Below are 18,514 nucleotides of genomic sequence, written 5' to 3'. Positions count from 1 at the left end.
CGTGTAAATGCCTTCAAGAACCATGCGGGGTGTCATGTCGCGGCCTCCTCTGCGCGGGCTTTTGTCCACCCAGTGGTAGGGCAGCCGGCCGTCCCGCCGCAAAGGAGAATGTTCAGGCGTGAGGCATTAGAAAAACTACGTCATCCGCCGCCCCGCCGCGCTATCGGATTCCCGCCATCGACAGATAAAGAGCGCCGCGGCCAAGAGGCCGATAAGATAACAGCCGAATGCATGGCCATGGTCCCTGCCCGCCCGTTCCGGATCGGCGGCCGGCATCCCGGCACGCGATCGCCCGGTCCTGCTGCGCCCGAACGGCTGCAAGGCTTCCCGGCGTGAACCTGTCCAAGCCGCCGGCGCGGCGCGGCTATTTCGCCGCCAGCAGTTCCGGCACCGACAGCAGGATGAATTCGTTGTCCGCCGCCGCGCCGATCCGCCGCCCGCCCGAGAAGGGCAGGTTGTTGTCGTTGGCCAGCATGATGTGGTCGTCATCGACCCGCGCCACGTCCTCGATGGTGAAGAAGGGGAAGGTGAAACGCCCCTCCCCGGCCGCAAGGCCCGGCAGCGCCTTGCCGTCCGGGTCGGCGATGTCCAGCAGGTCGACATGGCCGATGCGGCGCAGATAGCCCTCGGCATCCTGGCTGGCGGTATCGACCAGCACCACCCGCTTGACCCGCGCGGGCAGCGGATAGCAGGCCGACAGGTCCGCCGCGCCCTCGGGGCAGGCGCGGGCGGCGTCGCCTTCGCCATTGTCGCGCTCGATCACCAGGGCGCGGGTCTCGTCGATGAAGTTGAAGTCGCCGATCGCCGTCGCGCCCTCGGACAGCCTGAAGCGATGGCTGTCGCCGGTCCAGTCGGCCTTGCCGGTGTCGAAGGTCATCACCCGCAGGAAATCGCCCTCGGGCTGGCCGTCGTCGCCCAGCAGCGGCTTTTCCAGCATCGCCCAAAGCAGGCCGGTGCCCGGTTGCAGCGCCATGCCCTCGTAGCCGCCCGAGCGCTGGACGCGGAAATCCTTGCCGGGCTGGGCGGGCACGGTGATGCCGGGCGTGTCGGGGCCGGCCAGCGCCTTGCCCTCCAGCAGGGTCCGGTGGACGGACAGCACCCGCCCGTCCATGGCCACGCGCAGGATCGAGGGACCGAACTCGTCGCCGATCCAGATCTCGCCGTCCAGATACTGGATGCTTTCGGGGTCGAAATCGGCGCCGGTCAGATAGCGGCCCTCGGTCGTCTCGTTGGCGATGCGGAAGGGCACCTTGCGGTCGGGGTCGCGGAGGAACACGGTCTCCAGCCGCTCGACCGTGCCGGCGGCGAAATCCGGCTGCATGCGGTGAAAGAACAGCATGGCGTCGGGGCTGTTGGCCTTGCTGCCGAAGCCGTTGTCGGTCAGGGAAAACCAGCTGCCGTCCGGGGCCCGGTTCATGGCGAAACCCGACATGCCCTGCACCGGCTGGCCCAGGAAGGGCAGCGCGATGCCGGTCTTGTGACTGCCATAGGTCGGGCCGGTATCGCCCTCGACCGACATCGGCGCGTCGTTGCGCGCCGCGCCGGTGAAGCGGCCCGACAGCCACAGCTCGCGCGGGGCATCCGCCGGCGGCGGCACCATGGTCAGGGCGGGCAGGACCGCATGGCCCGCCAGCCGGGCCGGAAAGACCTCTTCGGCCAGGGCGGCGGGGGCAAGGGGGGCGGCGATGGTGCAGGCAAGCAGGGCAAGGCCAAGGCGCATGGTTCGAAATCCTTTGTCGTCGCGATGCGGTGGCTTTAGGCTGGGCAGGTGACAGCGATGCGGCAGCTCGGTGTCAGATCCGTGATGCCGCCCTGCCCGGATGACGGGCAATGCCGTGTCGCGGGGCGATGCGTGCAGGTTTTTGGGAACCCTGCCGCCGCCCAGGCCCTTCCTTAGCGGGAAGCGACGGGACGGAGACGGAACATGCAGGCAGACGGGGCCGGTGTCGGAAACCCGGAGGGCGGCGGAATGGGGGCCACCGCGGCCTCGGTCTTCGAGGCGGCCGGGCGCGCGGTCCTGGAGCAGCAGCGGCTGCAAATCCCCGGCTTCGACCCCCGTGCCGCGCGCTTCGAGCTGGCGCAGGCGGCGCGGGACCAGCGGCTGCTGTATCAGGCCGCGCTGAGGGCCGATGCCGAAAGCGAACATATCACCACCGCGACGCGCTGGCTGCTGGACAACTACCACACCATCGCCGAGACCTATCGCCACCTGACCCGCGACCTCAGCCCGGCCTTCCTGCGCTCGCTGCCGCGCGGGCAGTTCCAGCCGGTGGCCGAGCCGATCCCGCGGGTGCTGGCCCTGGCCTGGGACTATGCCGCGATGACCGACGGCGACCTGCGCGAACGCAGCTTTGCCGATTTCATCGCCGGGGCGCAGCAGGTGGACTGGCTGACCATCGGCGAGCTGTGGTCGCTGCCCTCGATGCTGCGCTATGCGCTTTTGCTGCGCATGCTGCGGCTGAGCGACGAGACCGAGCGCGCGCGCCGCGGCCGGCGCGAGGCCAATGCCGCCATGGACCGGCTGATGGCCATGGACGAGCCGGGCCCGGCGGATTTCGACCAGGCGGTGCCCGGCCCGGCCTTGCAGAACGCGGCCTTCGTGGCGCAGGTGATCTATCGCGTCCATGCCGGCCTGGACCGCACCCATGCCATCACCGAACAGCTTGCCCGCCGGCTTGCCGCCCAGGGCCGCACCGCCGAGCAGGTGATGGCCGGCGAGCAGACCCGCCAGACCGCGAACAACGTCACCGCCGCCCATATCATCCGCGCGCTGAAGCGCCTGGACGAAATCAACTGGCGCGAATGGTTCGAGGCCACCAGCCGCACCGAGGCGATCCTGCGCGAGGATCCCGACCACCAGCGCCTCGCCCCCCAGACCCGCAACGCGATCCGCAACCGCATCGAGATGATCGCCCGCCATTCCGCCCTGGCCGAGCCCGAGGTGGCCGAGCGCGCGCTGGCGGCGGCCGGGCGGCGGGACATCCCGGTCTCGGTCGTGCTGCTGGGCGACGACGCGCCGCGCTTCGAGGCAGATTGCGGCTATCGCCCGGTCTGGCGCGAGCGTCTGGCGCGTCTGGCGCGCCGCCACGGCATCCTCAGCCTGATCCTGCCGCTGGCGGCCCTGATGCTGCTGGCCGTGGCCCTGTGCCTGACCTATGTGCCGGCGCAGACCGGCGGCTTCCTGGCCGCCACGCTGATCGTGCTGTCGCTGGCGGCCTTCCTCGATGCGGGGCTGGCGCTCCTGCGCTTCGTCGCCAGCCGGCTGATCGCGCCGGCGCAGCTGCCCGCCTATGGGTTCAAGGACGGGATCCCGCCCGACCATGCCACGCTGGTCGCGATCCCCTGCCTGCTGACCAGCCTCGACACCATCGACGACCTGCTGAGCAATCTCGAGGTGCATTACCTTGCGAATCCCGACCCGGCGCTCAGCTTCGCGCTGCTCACGGATTTCACCGACGCGGCCGAGGAGACGACGCCGCGCGACGCCGAGTTGCTGGCCTATGCCCGCCAGGGCATCGCCGCGCTGGCCGAGAAATATGCCCATACCGGGCGGCGCTTCTTCCTGCTGCACCGGCGCCGGCAATGGAACGAGGCCGAGGGCGTCTGGATGGGCTGGGAGCGCAAGCGCGGCAAGCTGGTCGAGCTGAACGCGCTCTTGCGCGGCAGCCCCGACACCAGCTTCGTCGATACCGGCCCGCGCCCGCCCGAGGGCATCCGCTATGTGGTGACGCTGGACGCCGACACGCGGATGCCGCGCGACACGGTGCGGATGCTGGTCGGCATGATGGCGCATCCGGTCAACCGCCCGGTCTACGACCCGGCGCGGCAGCGCATCGTGCGCGGGCACGGGCTGATCCAGCCGCGCGTCACCTCGCTCTTGAAGCACGGCAGCCAGACCTCGCCCTTCCAGCGCATCCTGTCGCAGGACAAGGGGCTCGACCCCTATGTCTTCACCGTCTCGGACCTTTACCAGGATCTGTTCGGCCAGGGCACCTATACCGGCAAGGGCATCTACGACGTCGATGCCTTCGCCACCGCCGCCCAGGACGGCATCCGCGAGAACTCGGTCCTCAGCCACGACCTGATCGAGGGCGCCTGGCTGCGCGCGGCCCTGGCGACCGATGTGAACTTCATCGAGGAATATCCCAAGCGCTTCGACGTGGACCTGGCGCGCCAGCACCGCTGGGCGCGCGGGGACTGGCAGTTGCTGCCCTATCTGCTGGACCTGCGCAACGGGCTGGATGCGCTGGCGCGGTTCCGCATCGTGGACAACCTGCGCCGCAGCCTCTTGCCGGTCTCGCTGATGCTGGCGGGGCTGGTGGCGGTGATCGGCCTGCCCCATGCCGATGCGCTGTTCTGGCTGGGCCTGCTGGGCGTCTCGGTCGGGCTGTCGCAGCTGCTGGGCTGGCTGATGGGGCTGATGCCGCGCCAGTCCGGGGTGGCGCGGCTGCGGCACATGCTGGTCATCGGCAACGAGCTGATGGACCAGATCACCGCCTTCATGATGCGGCTGACGCTTTTGCCGCAGATGGCCTTCAGCATGGTCGATGCGATGGTGCGCAGCCTGTGCCGGGTCTATGTATCGCGGCGGCACCTGCTGGAATGGACCACCGCCGACGCCGTGGCCCGCCGCGCGCACGAGACGCTGCCCGGCCATTTCCTGCTGATGCGCGGCGGGCTGGCGCTGGCGCTTGGCTTCGTCGCGCTGGCGGCGCTGCTGCGCCCCGAGAACCTGGCGCCGGCGCTGGTGCTGGGCGTGCTGTGGCTGGGCGCACCGCTGATCGCCTGGGTCAGCGCCCGCCCGATCGAGCATGAGGGCGCCCGCCCCCTGACCGCCGAGGAGCGGCTGGAATGGCGGGCCGAGGCGCGGCTGGTCTGGCGCTTTTTCGAAACCTTCGTCGATGCCCGCACCAACCACCTGCCGCCCGACAATTACCAGGACCAGCCGCAGCCCAAGCTGGCCGAGCGCACCTCGCCCACCAATATCGGGCTTTACCTGCTTTCGACCGTGACCGCGCACGAGTTCCGCTGGATCACCCTGGGCGAGGCGCTGGACCGGATCGAGGCCACGCTGACCACCATCGAGCGGCTGGAGCGGCATCGCGGCCATCTCTACAACTGGTATGCGACCGACAGCCTGCAGCCCCTGGGCACGCGCTATGTCTCGGCGGTGGACAGCGGCAACCTGGCCGGGCATCTGATCACCCTGTCCTCGACGCTCAAGGAATGGGCGCGCAACCCGGCGCTCTACCTGTTGCCGGAACTGTCGGGGGCGGTGGACATCCTGTCGCTGATGCGCCGCCTGCATGCGGCCATCCCGCGCGAGCGGCGCAGCCTCAACCCGCTGCGCGACCGCATCGAGGAACGCATCACCGCCCTGTGGCACAGCATGGCCAGCGCCCAGGCGCCGCACCTGGCGCCCCTGCATGTGCAAAGCCACGCCCGCGCCGCCGCCAACCTGCAGGTGCTGATCCAGGGCCTCGTCACCGAGATCCCCACCGCCGCCGCGCGCGAGCTGGACTGGTGGACGAGCCGGCTGGTCTCGACCTGCGACAAGATGGAGGGGCTGGGCCGCATCGACCCCGAGGAGGTCGCCGTCGCGGCCCGGCGCATGGCGGCGCTGGCCGAACGCGCCCGCGCCTTCGCCTTCGAGATGGATTTCGCCTTCCTGCTGGACCCCGAGCGCCAGCTGCTCGCCATCGGCTACAATTGCGTCGAGGGCGCGCCGGACCAGTCCTTCTACGACCTGCTGGCCTCCGAGGCGCGGCTCGCCTCGCTTTTCGCCATCGCCAAGGGCGACCTGCCGACCGAGCACTGGAACCGGCTCGGCCGGCCGATGACGGTGATGCCCTATGGCTCGACGCTGGTCAGCTGGTCGGGCTCGATGTTCGAATACCTGATGGCGCCCCTGGTGATGGACGAGCCGCCCGGCTCGATCCTGCACAGTTCCTGCGACGTGGCGGTCGAGGCGCAGATCCGCGACGGCTGGCGCGCAGGCCGGCCCTGGGGCGTGTCGGAAAGTGCCTATAACGCCCGCGACGCGCAGATGAACTATCAGTATTACGCCTTCGGGGTGTCGGAGCTGGCGCTGCGGCGCTGGCTGCGCGACGACCAGGTGGTCGCGCCCTATGCCAGCTTCATCGCCGCCGGCTTCCGCCCGCGCAGCGCGCTGAAGAACCTGCGCCGGCTGGCGGACCTGGGCGCGCGCGGCGAATACGGCTTTTTCGACGCGGTGGACTTCACCCCCTCGCGCCTGCCGCAGGGGCACCGATGCGCCGTGGTGCGCAGCGTGATGGCGCATCACCAAGGCATGAGCCTGATCGCCATCGCCAATTGCCTGATGGACGGGCTGCACCGCAACCGCTTCAATGCCGACCCGGTGATCGAAAGCGTCTCGACGCTCTTGCAGCAAAAGACCCCGCGCGAGGTCTCGCCGCTCTTGCGCGAGACGGTGCGCCGCCGCTTGCCCGGCCCGTCCGAACTGGGCCAGACCGAGATCGTCGAGGTGGCCGATGCCGCCGCGGCGCCCCATACCGTCGCGGTCATGTCGAACGGGCGGCTGTCGATGCTGCTCGATGCCAGCGGCGCGGGACGGCTGCGCATGGACGGCACCGCCATCACCCGCTGGCGGCCCGACCCGGCGGCCGATGTCTGGGGCGAGTTCCTGTTCATCCGCGACCTCGCCTCGGGGCGCTGGTGGTCGGCCACCGCCGCGCCCGGCTTCGACCCCGAGATCGGCTATGCGACGCGGCTGTTCGACTACAAGGCGAATTTCGCCGCCCTGGGCGAGGGCGTCCATTGCGAGACCGAGGTGATCCTGTCCGACGACCTGGACGCGCGCGGCGCGCGGGTCAAGCTGCGCAACCTGTCGGACCGGCCGCGCCAGCTGGCCCTGACCAGCTATGGCGAGATCGTGCTGGACCAGAACGACGCCGACCGCGCCCATACCGCCTTCTCGCGCATGTTCGTCGCGACCGAGGCCCAGCCGGATCGCGGCCGCATCTTCGCCCGCCGCAACAAGCGCAACCCGCACGACCCCGACCGCCACCTGATGCACCTGAGCGCCGGGGCCGGCGTGCCCGACGGCGCGGCCACCGACCGGCGGCTGTTCATCGGCCGCGGCCGTTCGATCCGCGCGCCGCAGGCGCTGGACGATCCCGGCCTGCTGGCCGATGCCGTGCCGGGCGAAAGCTATACGCTGGACCCGATCTTCTCGCTCAGCCGGCGGCTGACCCTGGATCCGGGGAAAGAGGCGGTCGTGACCTTCTGGACCGTCGCCGCCGCCAGCCGCGAGGCGCTGGAAGAGGCGCATCTGCACCTGGCCGACGAGGCCGCCTATGACAACGAGCACCAGATGGCCTGGACCCGCAGCCAGGTGCAGCTGCACCATGCCAGCATCACCCCCGAGGAAGCGGCGCTGTTCCGCCGCTATGCCGCGCTGCTGGTCTATCCCAACCAGATGCTGGCCTCGCAGGTGCGCCATGTCATGGGGCAGCAATCGGCGCTGTGGCCGATGTCGGTCTCGGGCGACAATCCGATCATGGTGCTGCGCATCAACGACCCCGACCTGATGCCGGTGGCGCGCCAGGCGATCCGCATGCAGGAATACCTGCGGATGCGCGGCCTCGAATGCGACCTGGTGATCCTGAACGAACAACGCGTAAGCTATGCCGCCCATCTGCACGAGGCACTGAACAACCTGTGCCACAGCATGCAGCTGCTGCATTCGCGCCCCTCGGTCTTTGCCGTCGATGCCAACGGGCTTTCGGCCGAGACGCGCGACACGCTGCTGGCCGTGGCGCGCGTGGTGATCCACGCCCAGAACGGCAGCCTGGCCGGGCAGATCCAGCGGCTGGAGGCGGCCGAGCTGCGCCGCGGCATCGCCCGCGCGCCGTCCCGGCCCTTGCAGCGCCCCGCGCTGCGCAGCGACTTCCCGCCCGAGGATCTGCATTTCTGGAACGGCACCGGCGGCTTCGACGCGCAAGGCAATTATGTCATCCGCCTGCGCCATGGCGAGGCGACGCCGAACCCCTGGATCAACGTCGTCGCCCGCAGCGATTTCGGCTTTCACATCTCGGCCGAGGGCGCGGGCTTTACCTGGTCGGCCAATTCGCGCGACCACCAGCTGACGCCCTGGTCGAACGATGCGGTCAGCAACCCGCCGGGCGAGGGCATCCTGATCCGCGACCTGGGCACCGGCGCGATCCACACCCCCTATGCGGCGCTGTCGAGCCAGCGCGAGGCGCTTTACCAATGCCGCCACGGCGCCGGCTTCTCCGAATTCACCGCCTGGTCGGGCGAGCTGGAGATCACCGCGCTGCACAGCCTGACCCCGGACGCGCCGCTGCGGGTGATCGGGCTGCGGCTGACCAACCACGGCACGCGGCGGCTGACGCTGGACGTGGCGCAGTTCCTGGAGCCGGTGATGGGCGGCGCCCGCGCCAAGACCGCGCCCTATCTGCAGATGCGCTACCAGCCCGAGGCGCGGGCGGTGGAATGCGAGAACCCCTATTCCATCGACTATGCCGGCCAACGCATGATCCTGTCGGTGGACCGCGAGGTGACGGGGCTTTGCCTGTCGCGGCTGATCTGGCAGGGCCGCAACCGCGACACCTGCCTGCCGGCCTGGTTCGACGCCACGCTGAGCCGCCGCTTCGTGCATCGCCATGACGGCGACCCGGTGATGATGCTGGAAACCCGCATCGAGATCGAGCCGGGCGAAAGCCAGAACGTGACCTTCCGCCTGGCCGCCGCGCCCGGCGCCGCCGCGCCCCCGCTGCTGGAGCGCACCGAGACCGCCCGGCAGGCCGCCACCGCCCAGACCGAGCATTGGCAGCATATCTTCGGCCGCTTGCAGGTGCAGACCCCCGACCCGGCCTTCGACCTGATGGTGAACCGCTGGCTGCCCTATCAGGCCATCGCCTGCCGGATCCGGGCGCGCTCGGCCTTCTACCAGGCCTCGGGGGCCTATGGCTTCCGCGACCAGTTGCAGGACACCTCGGCCATGCTGGTCTATGACCCGGCGCTGGCCCGCGCCCAGTTGCTGGAAGCCGGCTCGCGCCAGTTCCCGGAAGGCGACGTGCAGCATTGGTGGCTGCCCGGCACCGGCGCGGGCGTGCGCACCCTGATCGCCGACGACGTGGTCTGGCTGGGCCATGCGCTGGCGCGCTATGTCGAGGTGACGGGCGACCGCAGCATCCTGGACGAGCCCCTGCCCTTCATCCTGGGCCGCGTGCTGGAGCCGGGCGAACACGACGCCTTCTTCACGCCCGAAACCAGCGACCGCATGGCGCCGCTCTACGACCATGCCGCGCTGGCGCTGGAACTGGCCATCGCCCGCACCGGGGCCGAGGGCCTGCCGCTGTTCCTGGGCGGCGACTGGAACGACGGCATGAACCGCGTCGGCGCCGCCGGGCGCGGCCAGTCCGTCTGGATGGGCTGGTTCCTGGCCCAGACCATCGCCATGATGGCCCCCCTGGCCGAGGCGCGGGGCGAGGACGAGCGGGCAAAGCGCTGGCGCGCGCATGCCGCCAAGCTGTCGCGCGCGCTGGACCGGCACGGCTGGGACGGCGGCTGGTATCTGCGCGGGATCTATGACGACGGCACGCCCCTGGGCTCGGCCGCGTCGCAGGAATGCCGCATCGATTCCATCGCGCAAAGCTGGTCGGTGATCTCGGGCGCCGGACGCAAGGACCGCCGCGACCCGGCGCTGGACGCGGCGCTGGAGCATCTGCTGGACGAGGACGGCATGCTGCTGCGGCTGTTCACCCCGCCCTTTGCCGATGCGCCGCAGGATCCCGGCTATATCAAGGGCTATCCGCCCGGCGTGCGCGAGAACGGCGGGCAATATACCCATGCCGCGATCTGGATGGTGCAGGCGCTGTGCATGGCGGGCCGCGCCGACGACGCCTGGCGGGTGTTCCGGCTGCTCAACCCGATCAGCCATGCCAGCGACGCCGCCACGCTTCAGGTCTATCGCGGCGAGCCCTATGTCGTCGCCGCCGACGTCTATGGCGCCGAGGAAAAGATCGGCCGCGCCGGTTGGACCTGGTATACCGGCTCGGCCGGCTGGCTGCACCGCGTCGCGGTCGAGCATATCCTGGGCCTGCGCATCAAGGACGGCGAAAGGCTGGAGGTGGCCCCCGCCCTGCCCTCGCATTGGCCGGGCTTCCGCGCCAGCGTGATGATCGGCGACCGCCGCCACGAGGTCGAGGTGACGCGCGACCAGGCCGGCACGCCCCGCATCCGCATCGGCTGAGAGAGGGAGGGGGACGGCATGGCCATGGCGCGTCGAGGCGGTGATCCAGCAACCGGGACGGCCGCGTCAGTCCGCCTCGGCCAGCAGCGGCAGGATGCTGCCGCGTTCCTTCAGGCAGCGCAGGGTGAAGATCGAGCGGGCGTTGCGGATCCCCGGCACCCGGTAAAGCTTGCGACGCAGGAATTCCTCGTATCCGCGGGTGCCGCTGACCGCGACCTTCAGCAGGTAGTCGTATTCGCCGGTGGTCAGCCAGACCTCCTGCACCTCGGGGATGACGGCCATGGCGCGGCCGAACTCCTCCAGCACCTTGTCGTCGTGCCGTTCCAGCGTGATCTCGATGATGACGGTTTCGGCGGCGCCCAGGCGGGACTGGTCCAGGAGGGCGCTGTAGCCCTTGATGACGCCCTCGGCCTCCAGCCGGCGGGTGCGTTGCCAGCAGGGGCTGGGCGACAGGCCGACCTTTTCGGCAAGCTGGCTGTTGGACAGCCGCCCGTCGCGACTCAGCGCCCGCAAGATCCTGAGGTCGATCGCGTCAAGCTGGCGCGTTGCAGAAGATCCGCTCATGTCTTACCGTTCTTATCAGAAGAATCTTTTGCATTTTGGCTGATAGCTGAAAACAAAGAAAGAAGATTTTGCGGCGATCTGTGGCATCATCCCCTTGGGAGGAACGGGGTGGAACGCCAGCGCCGCATCGCCCGGATGCCCGTCATCCGCGGCGGCAGGGCCGGAACCCGGCCCGTTCCCCAAGGCAAAGGAGGTGCCGATGCAAAGGCCAGACCCGAATGACTATCCGCCGCTTGGCCTTGTGGTGCCCGAGCCCGAGGTGCGGCCCGGCGGCCAGCCGGATTTCTCGCATGTCGCGATCCCGCGCGCGGGCACGGTGCGCCGCCCGCCGGTCGACGTCGACCCCGAGGAGATCCGCGACCTGGCATTCACCATCATCCGCGTCCTGAACCGCGAGGGCCAGGCCGTCGGGCCCTGGGCCGAGGCGCTGGAGATCACCCCCGACGACCTGCTGATCGGACTGCGCCACATGATGACGCTGCGCATCTATGACGCGCGGATGCTGAACGCGCAGCGCCAGCAAAAGACCAGCTTCTACATGCAGCACCTGGGCGAAGAGGCGATTTCCTGCGGCTTCCAGCGCGCGCTGGCACCGGGCGACATGAACTTTCCGACCTATCGCCAGGCCGGGCTGCTGATCGCCGCCGGCTATCCGCTCAGCGCGATGATGAACCAGATCTTCTCGAACGCCGAGGATCCGATGCACGGCCGGCAATTGCCGGTCTGCTATTCCTCGCGCGAGCATGGCTTCTTCACCATCTCGGGCAACCTGGCCACGCAGTTCATCCAGGCGGTGGGCTGGGCCATGGCCTCGGCCATCTCGGGCGACCGCAAGATCTCGGCGGCCTGGATCGGCGACGGCTCGACGGCGGAAAGCGATTTCCACGCCGCGCTGGTCTTTGCCTCGACCTACAAGGCGCCGGTGATCCTGAACATCGTGAACAACCAATGGGCGATCTCGACATTCCAGGGGATTGCACGCGGAGGTTCAGGCACTTTCGCAGCGCGCGGGCATGGCTTCGGCATCCCCTCGCTGCGGGTGGACGGCAACGACTACCTTGCGGTGCTGGCGGTGGCGAAATGGGCGGCGGAACGCGCCCGGCGCAACCTGGGCCCGACGCTGATCGAATACGTCACCTATCGCGCCGGCGGGCATTCGACCTCGGACGATCCCTCGGCCTATCGCCCGGCCGAGGAAAGCACGGCCTGGCCGCTGGGCGACCCGGTCCTGCGGTTGAAAAACCACCTGATCGCGCTTGGCCATTGGAGCGACGAGCGCCACGCCCAGGCCGAGGCCGAGATCCTGGCCGAGATCACCGAACAGCAGAAGCGCGCCGAGGCCATCGGCACGCTGCATCACGGCCAGCACCCCAGCCCCGCCGACATGTTCGAGGATGTCTATGCCGAGATGCCGCCGCATCTTCTGAAGCAACGTCACGAGGCGGGGTTCTGACATGGCACGCATGACGATGATCGAGGCGATCCGCGACGCGCTGGACGTGGCGATGGGCGCCGACCCTTCCGTCGTGGTCTTCGGCGAGGACGTGGGCTATTTCGGCGGCGTCTTCCGCTGCACCGCCGGCTTGCAGGCGAAATACGGCAAGACCCGCTGCTTCGACACGCCGATCAACGAATCCGGCATCGTCGGCGCCGGGATCGGCATGGCGGCCTATGGGCTGAAGCCGGTGGTCGAGATCCAGTTCGCCGACTACATGTATCCCGCCTATGACCAGATCGTGTCCGAGGCGGCGCGGCTGCGCTATCGCTCGGCCGGGCAGTTCACCTGCCCGATGGTGGTGCGCATGCCCACCGGCGGCGGCATCTTCGGCGGCCAGACCCACAGCCAGTCGCCCGAGGCGCTGTTCACCCATGTCACGGGCCTCAAGACCGTGGTGCCTTCGAACCCGCGGGACGCCAAGGGGCTGCTGCTGGCCGCTATCGAAGACCCCGACCCGGTGATCTTCATGGAGCCGAAGCGGCTTTACAACGGCCCCTTCGACGGCCATCACGACCGCCCGGTCACGGCCTGGAAAAGCCATGAGCTGGGCGAGGTGCCCGAGGGGCATTACACCGTCCCCCTGGGCAACGCGGCGCTGCGCCGCCAGGGCCGGGCGGCCACCGTGCTGACCTATGGCACCATGGTCCATGTCGCGCTGGCCGCGGTCGAGGAATCCGGCNACCCTGCTGCCGCTGGACATGGAAACCATCGTGGCCTCGGTCAACAAGACCGGCCGCTGCCTGGTGCTGCACGAGGCGACGCTGACCTCGGGCTATGGCGCGGAACTGGCGGCGCTGGTTCAGGCCGAGTGCTTCTGGCACCTGGAGGCGCCGATCCGGCGGGTGGCGGGCTGGGACACGCCCTATCCGCATACGCATGAATGGAGCTATTTCCCCGGCCCCGCACGGGTGGCCGAGGCATTGCGTCAACTGGTCGAGGTGGCCTGAGATGGGTATTCACGCAATCCGTATGCCGGACATCGGCGAAGGCATCGCCGAGGCCGAGATCTCCGAATGGTTGGTCAAGCCCGGCGATGTCCTGCGCGAGGACGACCCTATGGTCGCGGTCATGACCGACAAGGCGACGGTGGAAATCCCCTCGCCCGTCACCGGCACGGTGGTCTGGCAGGCGGGCCAGCCCGGCGACGTGATCGCCGTCGGCGCCGAGCTGATCCGGCTGGAGGTGGACGGCCCCGGCAATGTCGCGGCCGAGGCGGGCGCCGCAGCGCCGGCCGAGGGGTCGTCGCGGCAGGCCGAGACCGCGCCCCCCGATCCCGAACCCGCAGAGCCCAAGGCCGAGGCGCCGCCCAAGCCCGAACCCGAGCCCGAGGCGGAGCCGCCGACCCCGAAACCGGCGGCGAAAACCCTCGCGGCCGCGCCCTTGCGCCCCGAGGGCGAAAGGCCCATCGCCTCGCCCGCCGTGCGGGCACGGGCGCGCGAGGCGGGCGTGGACCTGCGGCTGGTGCGCGGCTCGGGTCCGGCCGGCCGGATCGGGCACGAGGACCTGGACGCCTTCATCGCCTCGGGCGGCATCCCGGCGCCCTCGGGCCCGCAACCCGACAGCGCGGTCGAGGAGATCCGCGTCATCGGGCTGCGCCGCAAGATCGCCGAGCGGATGGAGGCCGCGAACAGCATCCCCCAGATCACCATCGTCGAAGAGGTGGACGCCACCGCGCTGGAGGATCTGCGCGGCCGGATGAATGCGCAAGGCAAGGGGACGCGGCTGACGCTGCTGCCCTTCATCGCCCGCGCCATCGTGCGCGCCGTGCATGAACAGCCGCTGCTGAACGCGCATTACGACGCCCAGGCCGGGCTGATCCGCCGCTTCGGCGGGGTGCATCTGGGCATCGCGGCGCAGACGCCCCATGGCCTGATGGTGCCGGTGGTCCGCCATGCCGAGGCGCTGGACCTGCGCGCCACCGCCGCCGAGATCGCGCGGCTGGGCACGGCCGCCAAGGAGGGCACGGCAAAGCGCGACGAGCTTGCCGGCTCGACCATCACCATCACCTCGCTGGGGCCCCTGGGGGCCATCGCCTCGACCCCGATCCTGAACGTGCCCGAGGTCGCCATCGTCGGCGTCAACCGCCTGGCGGTGCGGCCGTTCTGGAACGGCGCCGCCTTCGAGCCGCGCAAGATGATGAACCTGTCGTGCAGCTTCGACCACCGGGTGATCGACGGCTGGGACGCCGCCGTCTTCGTGGCGCGGCTGAAAGAGCTGCTGGAAACCCCGGCGCTGATCTTCGTGGAGGGCTGAGCGATGCGCGAGATCCAATGCAGGCTGCTGGTGATCGGCGCCGGCCCCGGCGGCTATGTCTGCGCCATCCGCGCCGGGCAGCTGGGCGTCGACACGGTGGTGGTCGATGCCGAGCCGCCGGGGGGAACCTGCCTGAACGTGGGCTGCATCCCCTCGAAGGCGCTGATCCACGCGGCCGAGGAGTTTCATCGGTTTGAACAGCTTTCCTCGACCCCTTCGATGGGGATCTCGGCCGGTCCCGCGCGGCTGGACCTGGGCGCGACGATGGCCTGGAAGAACGGCATCGTCGAGCGGCTGACCGGCGGCGTCGCCACGCTGCTGCGCAAGGCCAGGGTGCGGCTGGTGACGGGCCGGGCCAACATTCGCGACGGCAAGACCGTGCTGGTCGAGACGCCCGAGGGCCCGGTGCAGATCCGCACCGAGGTTCTGGTCATCGCCACCGGCTCGGAACCGATCGAGCTGCCCGCCCTGCCCTTTGGCGGCAAGGTCATCTCCTCGACCGACGCGCTGGCGCTGACCGAGGTGCCGGGGCGGCTGGCCGTGGTCGGCGGCGGCTATATCGGGCTGGAGCTGGGCATCGCCTATGCCAAGCTGGGCGCCGAGGTGACTGTGGTCGAGGCCGCGCCGCGCATCCTGCCGCAATACGATGCCGAACTGACCCGCCCGGTGGCGCAGCGCCTGACCCAGCTGGGCATCCGGCTGCTGACCGGGGCGCGGGCCGGCGGGCTGTCGGACAGCGGCGCGCTGCGCGTCGCCGGGGTGGACGGGGCCGAGGACATCCAGGCCGACAAGGTGCTGGTGACGGTGGGCCGCCGCCCGCGCGCGACCGCGTCAGGGGTGGCGGGGCTGCGGCTGGAGATGGCCGGCCCCTTCATCCGCATCGACGAGCGCTGCCGCACCTCGATGACCGGCGTGCTGGCCATCGGCGACGTGACCGGCGAGCCGATGCTGGCCCATCGCGCCATGGCCCAGGGCGAGATGGTGGCCGAGCTGGTCGCCGGCCAGCGCCGCGCCTGGGACAAGCGGGCGATCCCGGCGGTCTGCTTTACCGACCCCGAGATCGTCAGCGTCGGCATCTCCCCCGAGGAGGCCGCGGCCGAAGGGCGCGAGGTCGTGACCGGCCTGTTCCCCTTTGCCGCCAACGGCCGGGCGATGACGGCGGGCGACGAGGCGGGCTTCGTCCGCGTCACCGCCCGCCCCGACACGCATGAGGTGCTGGGCATCCAGGCGGTCGGCGCCGGCGTGGCCGAGATGGCCGGCGGCTTTGCCCTGGCGCTGGAGATGGGCGCGCGGCTGGAGGACATTGCCGGCACCATCCACGCCCACCCGACCCGCGGCGAGGCGCTGCACGAAGCCTGCCTGCGCGCGCTTGGCCACGCGCTGCATATCTGAAAGGGGCATTGATCGCCGCCCCGCGATGGCGCAAACCCGGCCCGCGCGGGGCAAGGGGCGGGGGATGGCTGTGGCAGGGACGGATTTGCGGGTCAGGCAGGCCCCGCCCTGGCTGGTGGCGGATCTGGGACGGGTGCGGCGCGTGCTGTCCTTTGCCCCGCATCGCCCCGGCTTTCGCAGCGCGCGGCATATCCTGATCCGCCAGGTCCGCGATGCCGACCTGTCCCCGGACCTGGACGCCATGGGCTGGCTGGGGGCCGAGATGGCGCGGATCGGCCATGGCGGCGACGTGGGCATGATGACCTCGCGCGGGTTGCACCATCACCGGCTGGCCCAGGCCGGGCCGGTGGCCTGCCTGGCCACCGTCGGCCTGGGCAATGCCGAGCGGGTTGGCCGGCGCCGCATGGTTCCGTCCAGGAGCTATGGCACGATCAACATCGCCCTGCTGGTCGAAGGCGGGCTGACCGATGCCGCCATGATCGAGGCGCTGAGCATCGTGGCCCAGGCCCGCACCGCCGCCGTCATCGCTGCCGGGATCGAGCTGCCGACCGGGCGCGCCACCGGCACCGGCACCGATTGCATCGCCGTGGCCTGCGATGCGGGCGGCACCGCCTTTGCCGGGCTGCACACCGCCCTGGGCGAGGCGATCGGCGCCGCAGTCCATGACGCGGTGCTGGCAGGCGCCCTGGCCTGGGTTGCCGAGCATGGCAGAGAGCCGGCCCGCGCAGCGCCGAGTTGCACGGGAGCATGAGTATTTGAGGAACGAAGAAGATGGGACCATTTTACCCCACGAATTTTTTCTTGTGGGGTAGGCGCGGGGCGATTATCCTTGCCCCACAAGGAAGAAACTGTGGGGTAGTCTCGTGGCGCAGCATCTTTCGCCGGTGGCGGTGGCGGCCTGGACCGATCTGCTGCGGCATCTGAAGGATGCGGCGGTCAGCGAGCTGCGCGGCGTGCCGCGGCTGAAGAAGGTCGGGCAAAGGGCCTATTGGTATGACCATTTCCGCATCGGCGACCGCACCCTGGACCGCTATATCGGCGAGGATGGCGAGGAGCTGCGCGCGCGCCTGGACCGGCTGGAGGCCCTGCGCGAGGCCGAGAAGCAGAGCCAGCGCGAACGCTCGCGGCTGATGCGCATCCTGCGGGCCGAGGGCTGCCTGATGACCGCCCGCGGCTCGGGGCAGGTGATCTCGGCCATGGCGCGGGCCGGGGTGTTCCGCCTGGGCGGCACGCTGGTCGGCACCCAGGCCTTCCGCTGCTACGAGGGCGAGCTGGGCGTGCGCATCGGCTTCGACCAGGCGGCGATGACCGACGACATCGACATCGCCAGTTTCGAGCGGCTGTCCCTGGTGCTGGGCGACCAGGTGATCGAGCCGCTGGCCGAGGTGTTTCGCGAGTTGCGCTTTGCCCCCCTGCCCTCGGTCGAGGGGCAGCGGGTCTGGCGCTGGCGCCAGGGCGAGCAGCAGACGCTGGTCGAGTTCCTGACCCCCTGTTTCGACGGCACCGAGGGGTTGCGCGACCTGCCGGCGCTTGGCGTCTCGGCGCAGAGCCTGCATTACCTGAACTTCCTGATCGCCGAGCCGATCCGGGTGCCGCTGCTTTACCGCGCCGGCTTCCTGATCCAGGTGCCGCGCCCCGAACGCTATGCCATCCACAAGCTGATCGTCGCCGACCGGCGGCGCGACGGGCCCGATACGCTGAAGGCGCGCAAGGACCGGGCGCAGGCCGAGTTCCTGATCGAGGTGCTGGCCGAAGAGCGCCCCGACGAGCTGCGCGACGCCTATGAGATGGCGATGGCGCAGGGCCCGTCCTGGCGCGGGCGGCTGGCCGCGACGCTGGCGCGGATGCCGGATCTGCGCAAGCGGCTGGCGGCGCTTTAGCCGGGGCGGAAATCGGCGGGCTTGATGCCGTGGCGCGCCAGCTTGTCGTAGAAGGTCTTGCGTGGCAGGCGCAGCCGCGCCATCGCCTGGGTGGCGTTGCCTTGCGCCAGCCGCAGCGCCTCACGGATCAGTTCGGCCTCGTATTCCGCGACCAGCTCCGACAGGCCCGGCGCTTCGCCGCCTTCGGCCGGCGGATCGAAGGGGGTCAGCCCCAGCGCATGGCTTTCGGCGAATTGCCGCAATTCGCGCAGGTTGCCGGGCCAGCCATGGCCGGCCAGCCGGGCCTTGACCGCGCCGGTGACCGGCGCCACCGGCAGGTCCAGCCGCGCCGCCGCCTGGAGCAGGAAATGCCGGAACAGCTCGGGGATGTCCTCGCGCCGCTCGGCCAGCGGCGGCAGGGTCAGGACGGCGCCCGACAGCCGATAGTAAAGATCGTTGCGAAAGCGTCCCTCGCGCATCAGCCGTTCCAGGTCGGCGCGGCTGGAGGCGATGACGCGCAGGTCCAGCGGGCGCGGCGCGGCGCTGCCGGGGGGCTGGATCTCGCGCGCCTCGATCAGCGCCAGCAGGCGGGCCTGCAGCGTGGGCGCGAGCGCGTCGATCTCGTCGAGGTAGAGCGTGCCGCGATGGGCGGCCTCGAGCCGGCCCGGCGCGCGCGGGCCGCGGCCCTGC

9 protein-coding genes and 1 pseudogene are annotated in these 18,514 nt (G+C 70.2%); 7 read left to right on the top strand and 3 right to left on the bottom strand.

Annotated elements, in window-relative coordinates; translation table 11 throughout:
* Positions 1-364: 364 nt before the first annotated feature.
* Entirely contained in the window at positions 365-1,720 is a 1,356-nt protein-coding gene (locus FE811_RS20905; protein ID WP_140848622.1) for an esterase-like activity of phytase family protein, read from the bottom strand.
* A 249-nt stretch (positions 1,721-1,969) separates the two neighbouring features.
* On the opposite strand from FE811_RS20905, the gene FE811_RS20900 reads away from it, so the two are divergent.
* Positions 1,970-10,258, top strand: coding sequence for a GH36-type glycosyl hydrolase domain-containing protein (locus tag FE811_RS20900; RefSeq protein ID WP_255469795.1), 8,289 nt, complete (start codon positions 1,970-1,972; stop codon positions 10,256-10,258).
* A 66-nt stretch (positions 10,259-10,324) separates the two neighbouring features.
* On the opposite strand, the gene FE811_RS20895 is transcribed toward FE811_RS20900, so the two are convergent.
* Positions 10,325-10,822: an Lrp/AsnC family transcriptional regulator gene (locus tag FE811_RS20895; protein WP_140848618.1), complete on the bottom strand. Its 498-nt coding sequence runs from the start codon at positions 10,820-10,822 to the stop codon at positions 10,325-10,327.
* A 199-nt stretch (positions 10,823-11,021) separates the two neighbouring features.
* Between FE811_RS20895 and FE811_RS20890 the strand changes: the two genes are divergently transcribed.
* From FE811_RS20890 to FE811_RS20865, 6 genes and pseudogenes are all read left to right on the top strand, one after another.
* Positions 11,022-12,275 (top strand): 3-methyl-2-oxobutanoate dehydrogenase (2-methylpropanoyl-transferring) subunit alpha, encoded by a 1,254-nt coding sequence (locus FE811_RS20890; RefSeq protein WP_140848616.1) that lies wholly within the window; start codon positions 11,022-11,024, stop codon positions 12,273-12,275.
* 1 nt (position 12,276) lies between these two features.
* Positions 12,277-13,267 (top strand): annotated as a pseudogene (locus FE811_RS20885) (alpha-ketoacid dehydrogenase subunit beta).
* Position 13,268: 1 nt separating this feature from the next.
* Positions 13,269-14,573 carry a dihydrolipoamide acetyltransferase family protein gene (locus FE811_RS20880; protein ID WP_140848614.1) on the top strand — a complete coding sequence of 435 codons (1,305 nt, stop codon included), beginning with the start codon at positions 13,269-13,271 and terminating at the stop codon, positions 14,571-14,573.
* Positions 14,574-14,576: 3 nt separating this feature from the next.
* A complete protein-coding gene (lpdA, locus tag FE811_RS20875) occupies positions 14,577-15,965 on the top strand; it encodes a dihydrolipoyl dehydrogenase (protein ID WP_140848612.1) in 1,389 nt (462 codons plus the stop codon).
* 64 nt (positions 15,966-16,029) lie between these two features.
* On the top strand, positions 16,030-16,716 hold the full coding sequence (locus FE811_RS20870) for an adenosylcobinamide amidohydrolase (protein WP_181180911.1): 687 nt from the start codon (positions 16,030-16,032) through the stop codon (positions 16,714-16,716).
* 112 nt (positions 16,717-16,828) lie between these two features.
* A complete protein-coding gene (locus FE811_RS20865) occupies positions 16,829-17,845 on the top strand; it encodes a GSU2403 family nucleotidyltransferase fold protein (protein WP_140848608.1) in 1,017 nt (338 codons plus the stop codon).
* Here FE811_RS20865 and FE811_RS20860 read toward each other — a convergent pair.
* On the bottom strand, positions 17,842-18,514 hold a 673-nt coding region (locus FE811_RS20860), incomplete at its 5' end, for a sigma 54-interacting transcriptional regulator (protein WP_140848606.1). The two genes, FE811_RS20865 and FE811_RS20860, sit on opposite strands and share 4 nt — an antisense overlap.

This window comes from Paracoccus sp. FO-3, from assembly GCF_006386455.1.
GTDB lineage: Bacteria > Pseudomonadota > Alphaproteobacteria > Rhodobacterales > Rhodobacteraceae > Paracoccus > Paracoccus versutus.
This window is presented reverse-complemented; position numbering and strand designations above follow the sequence as displayed.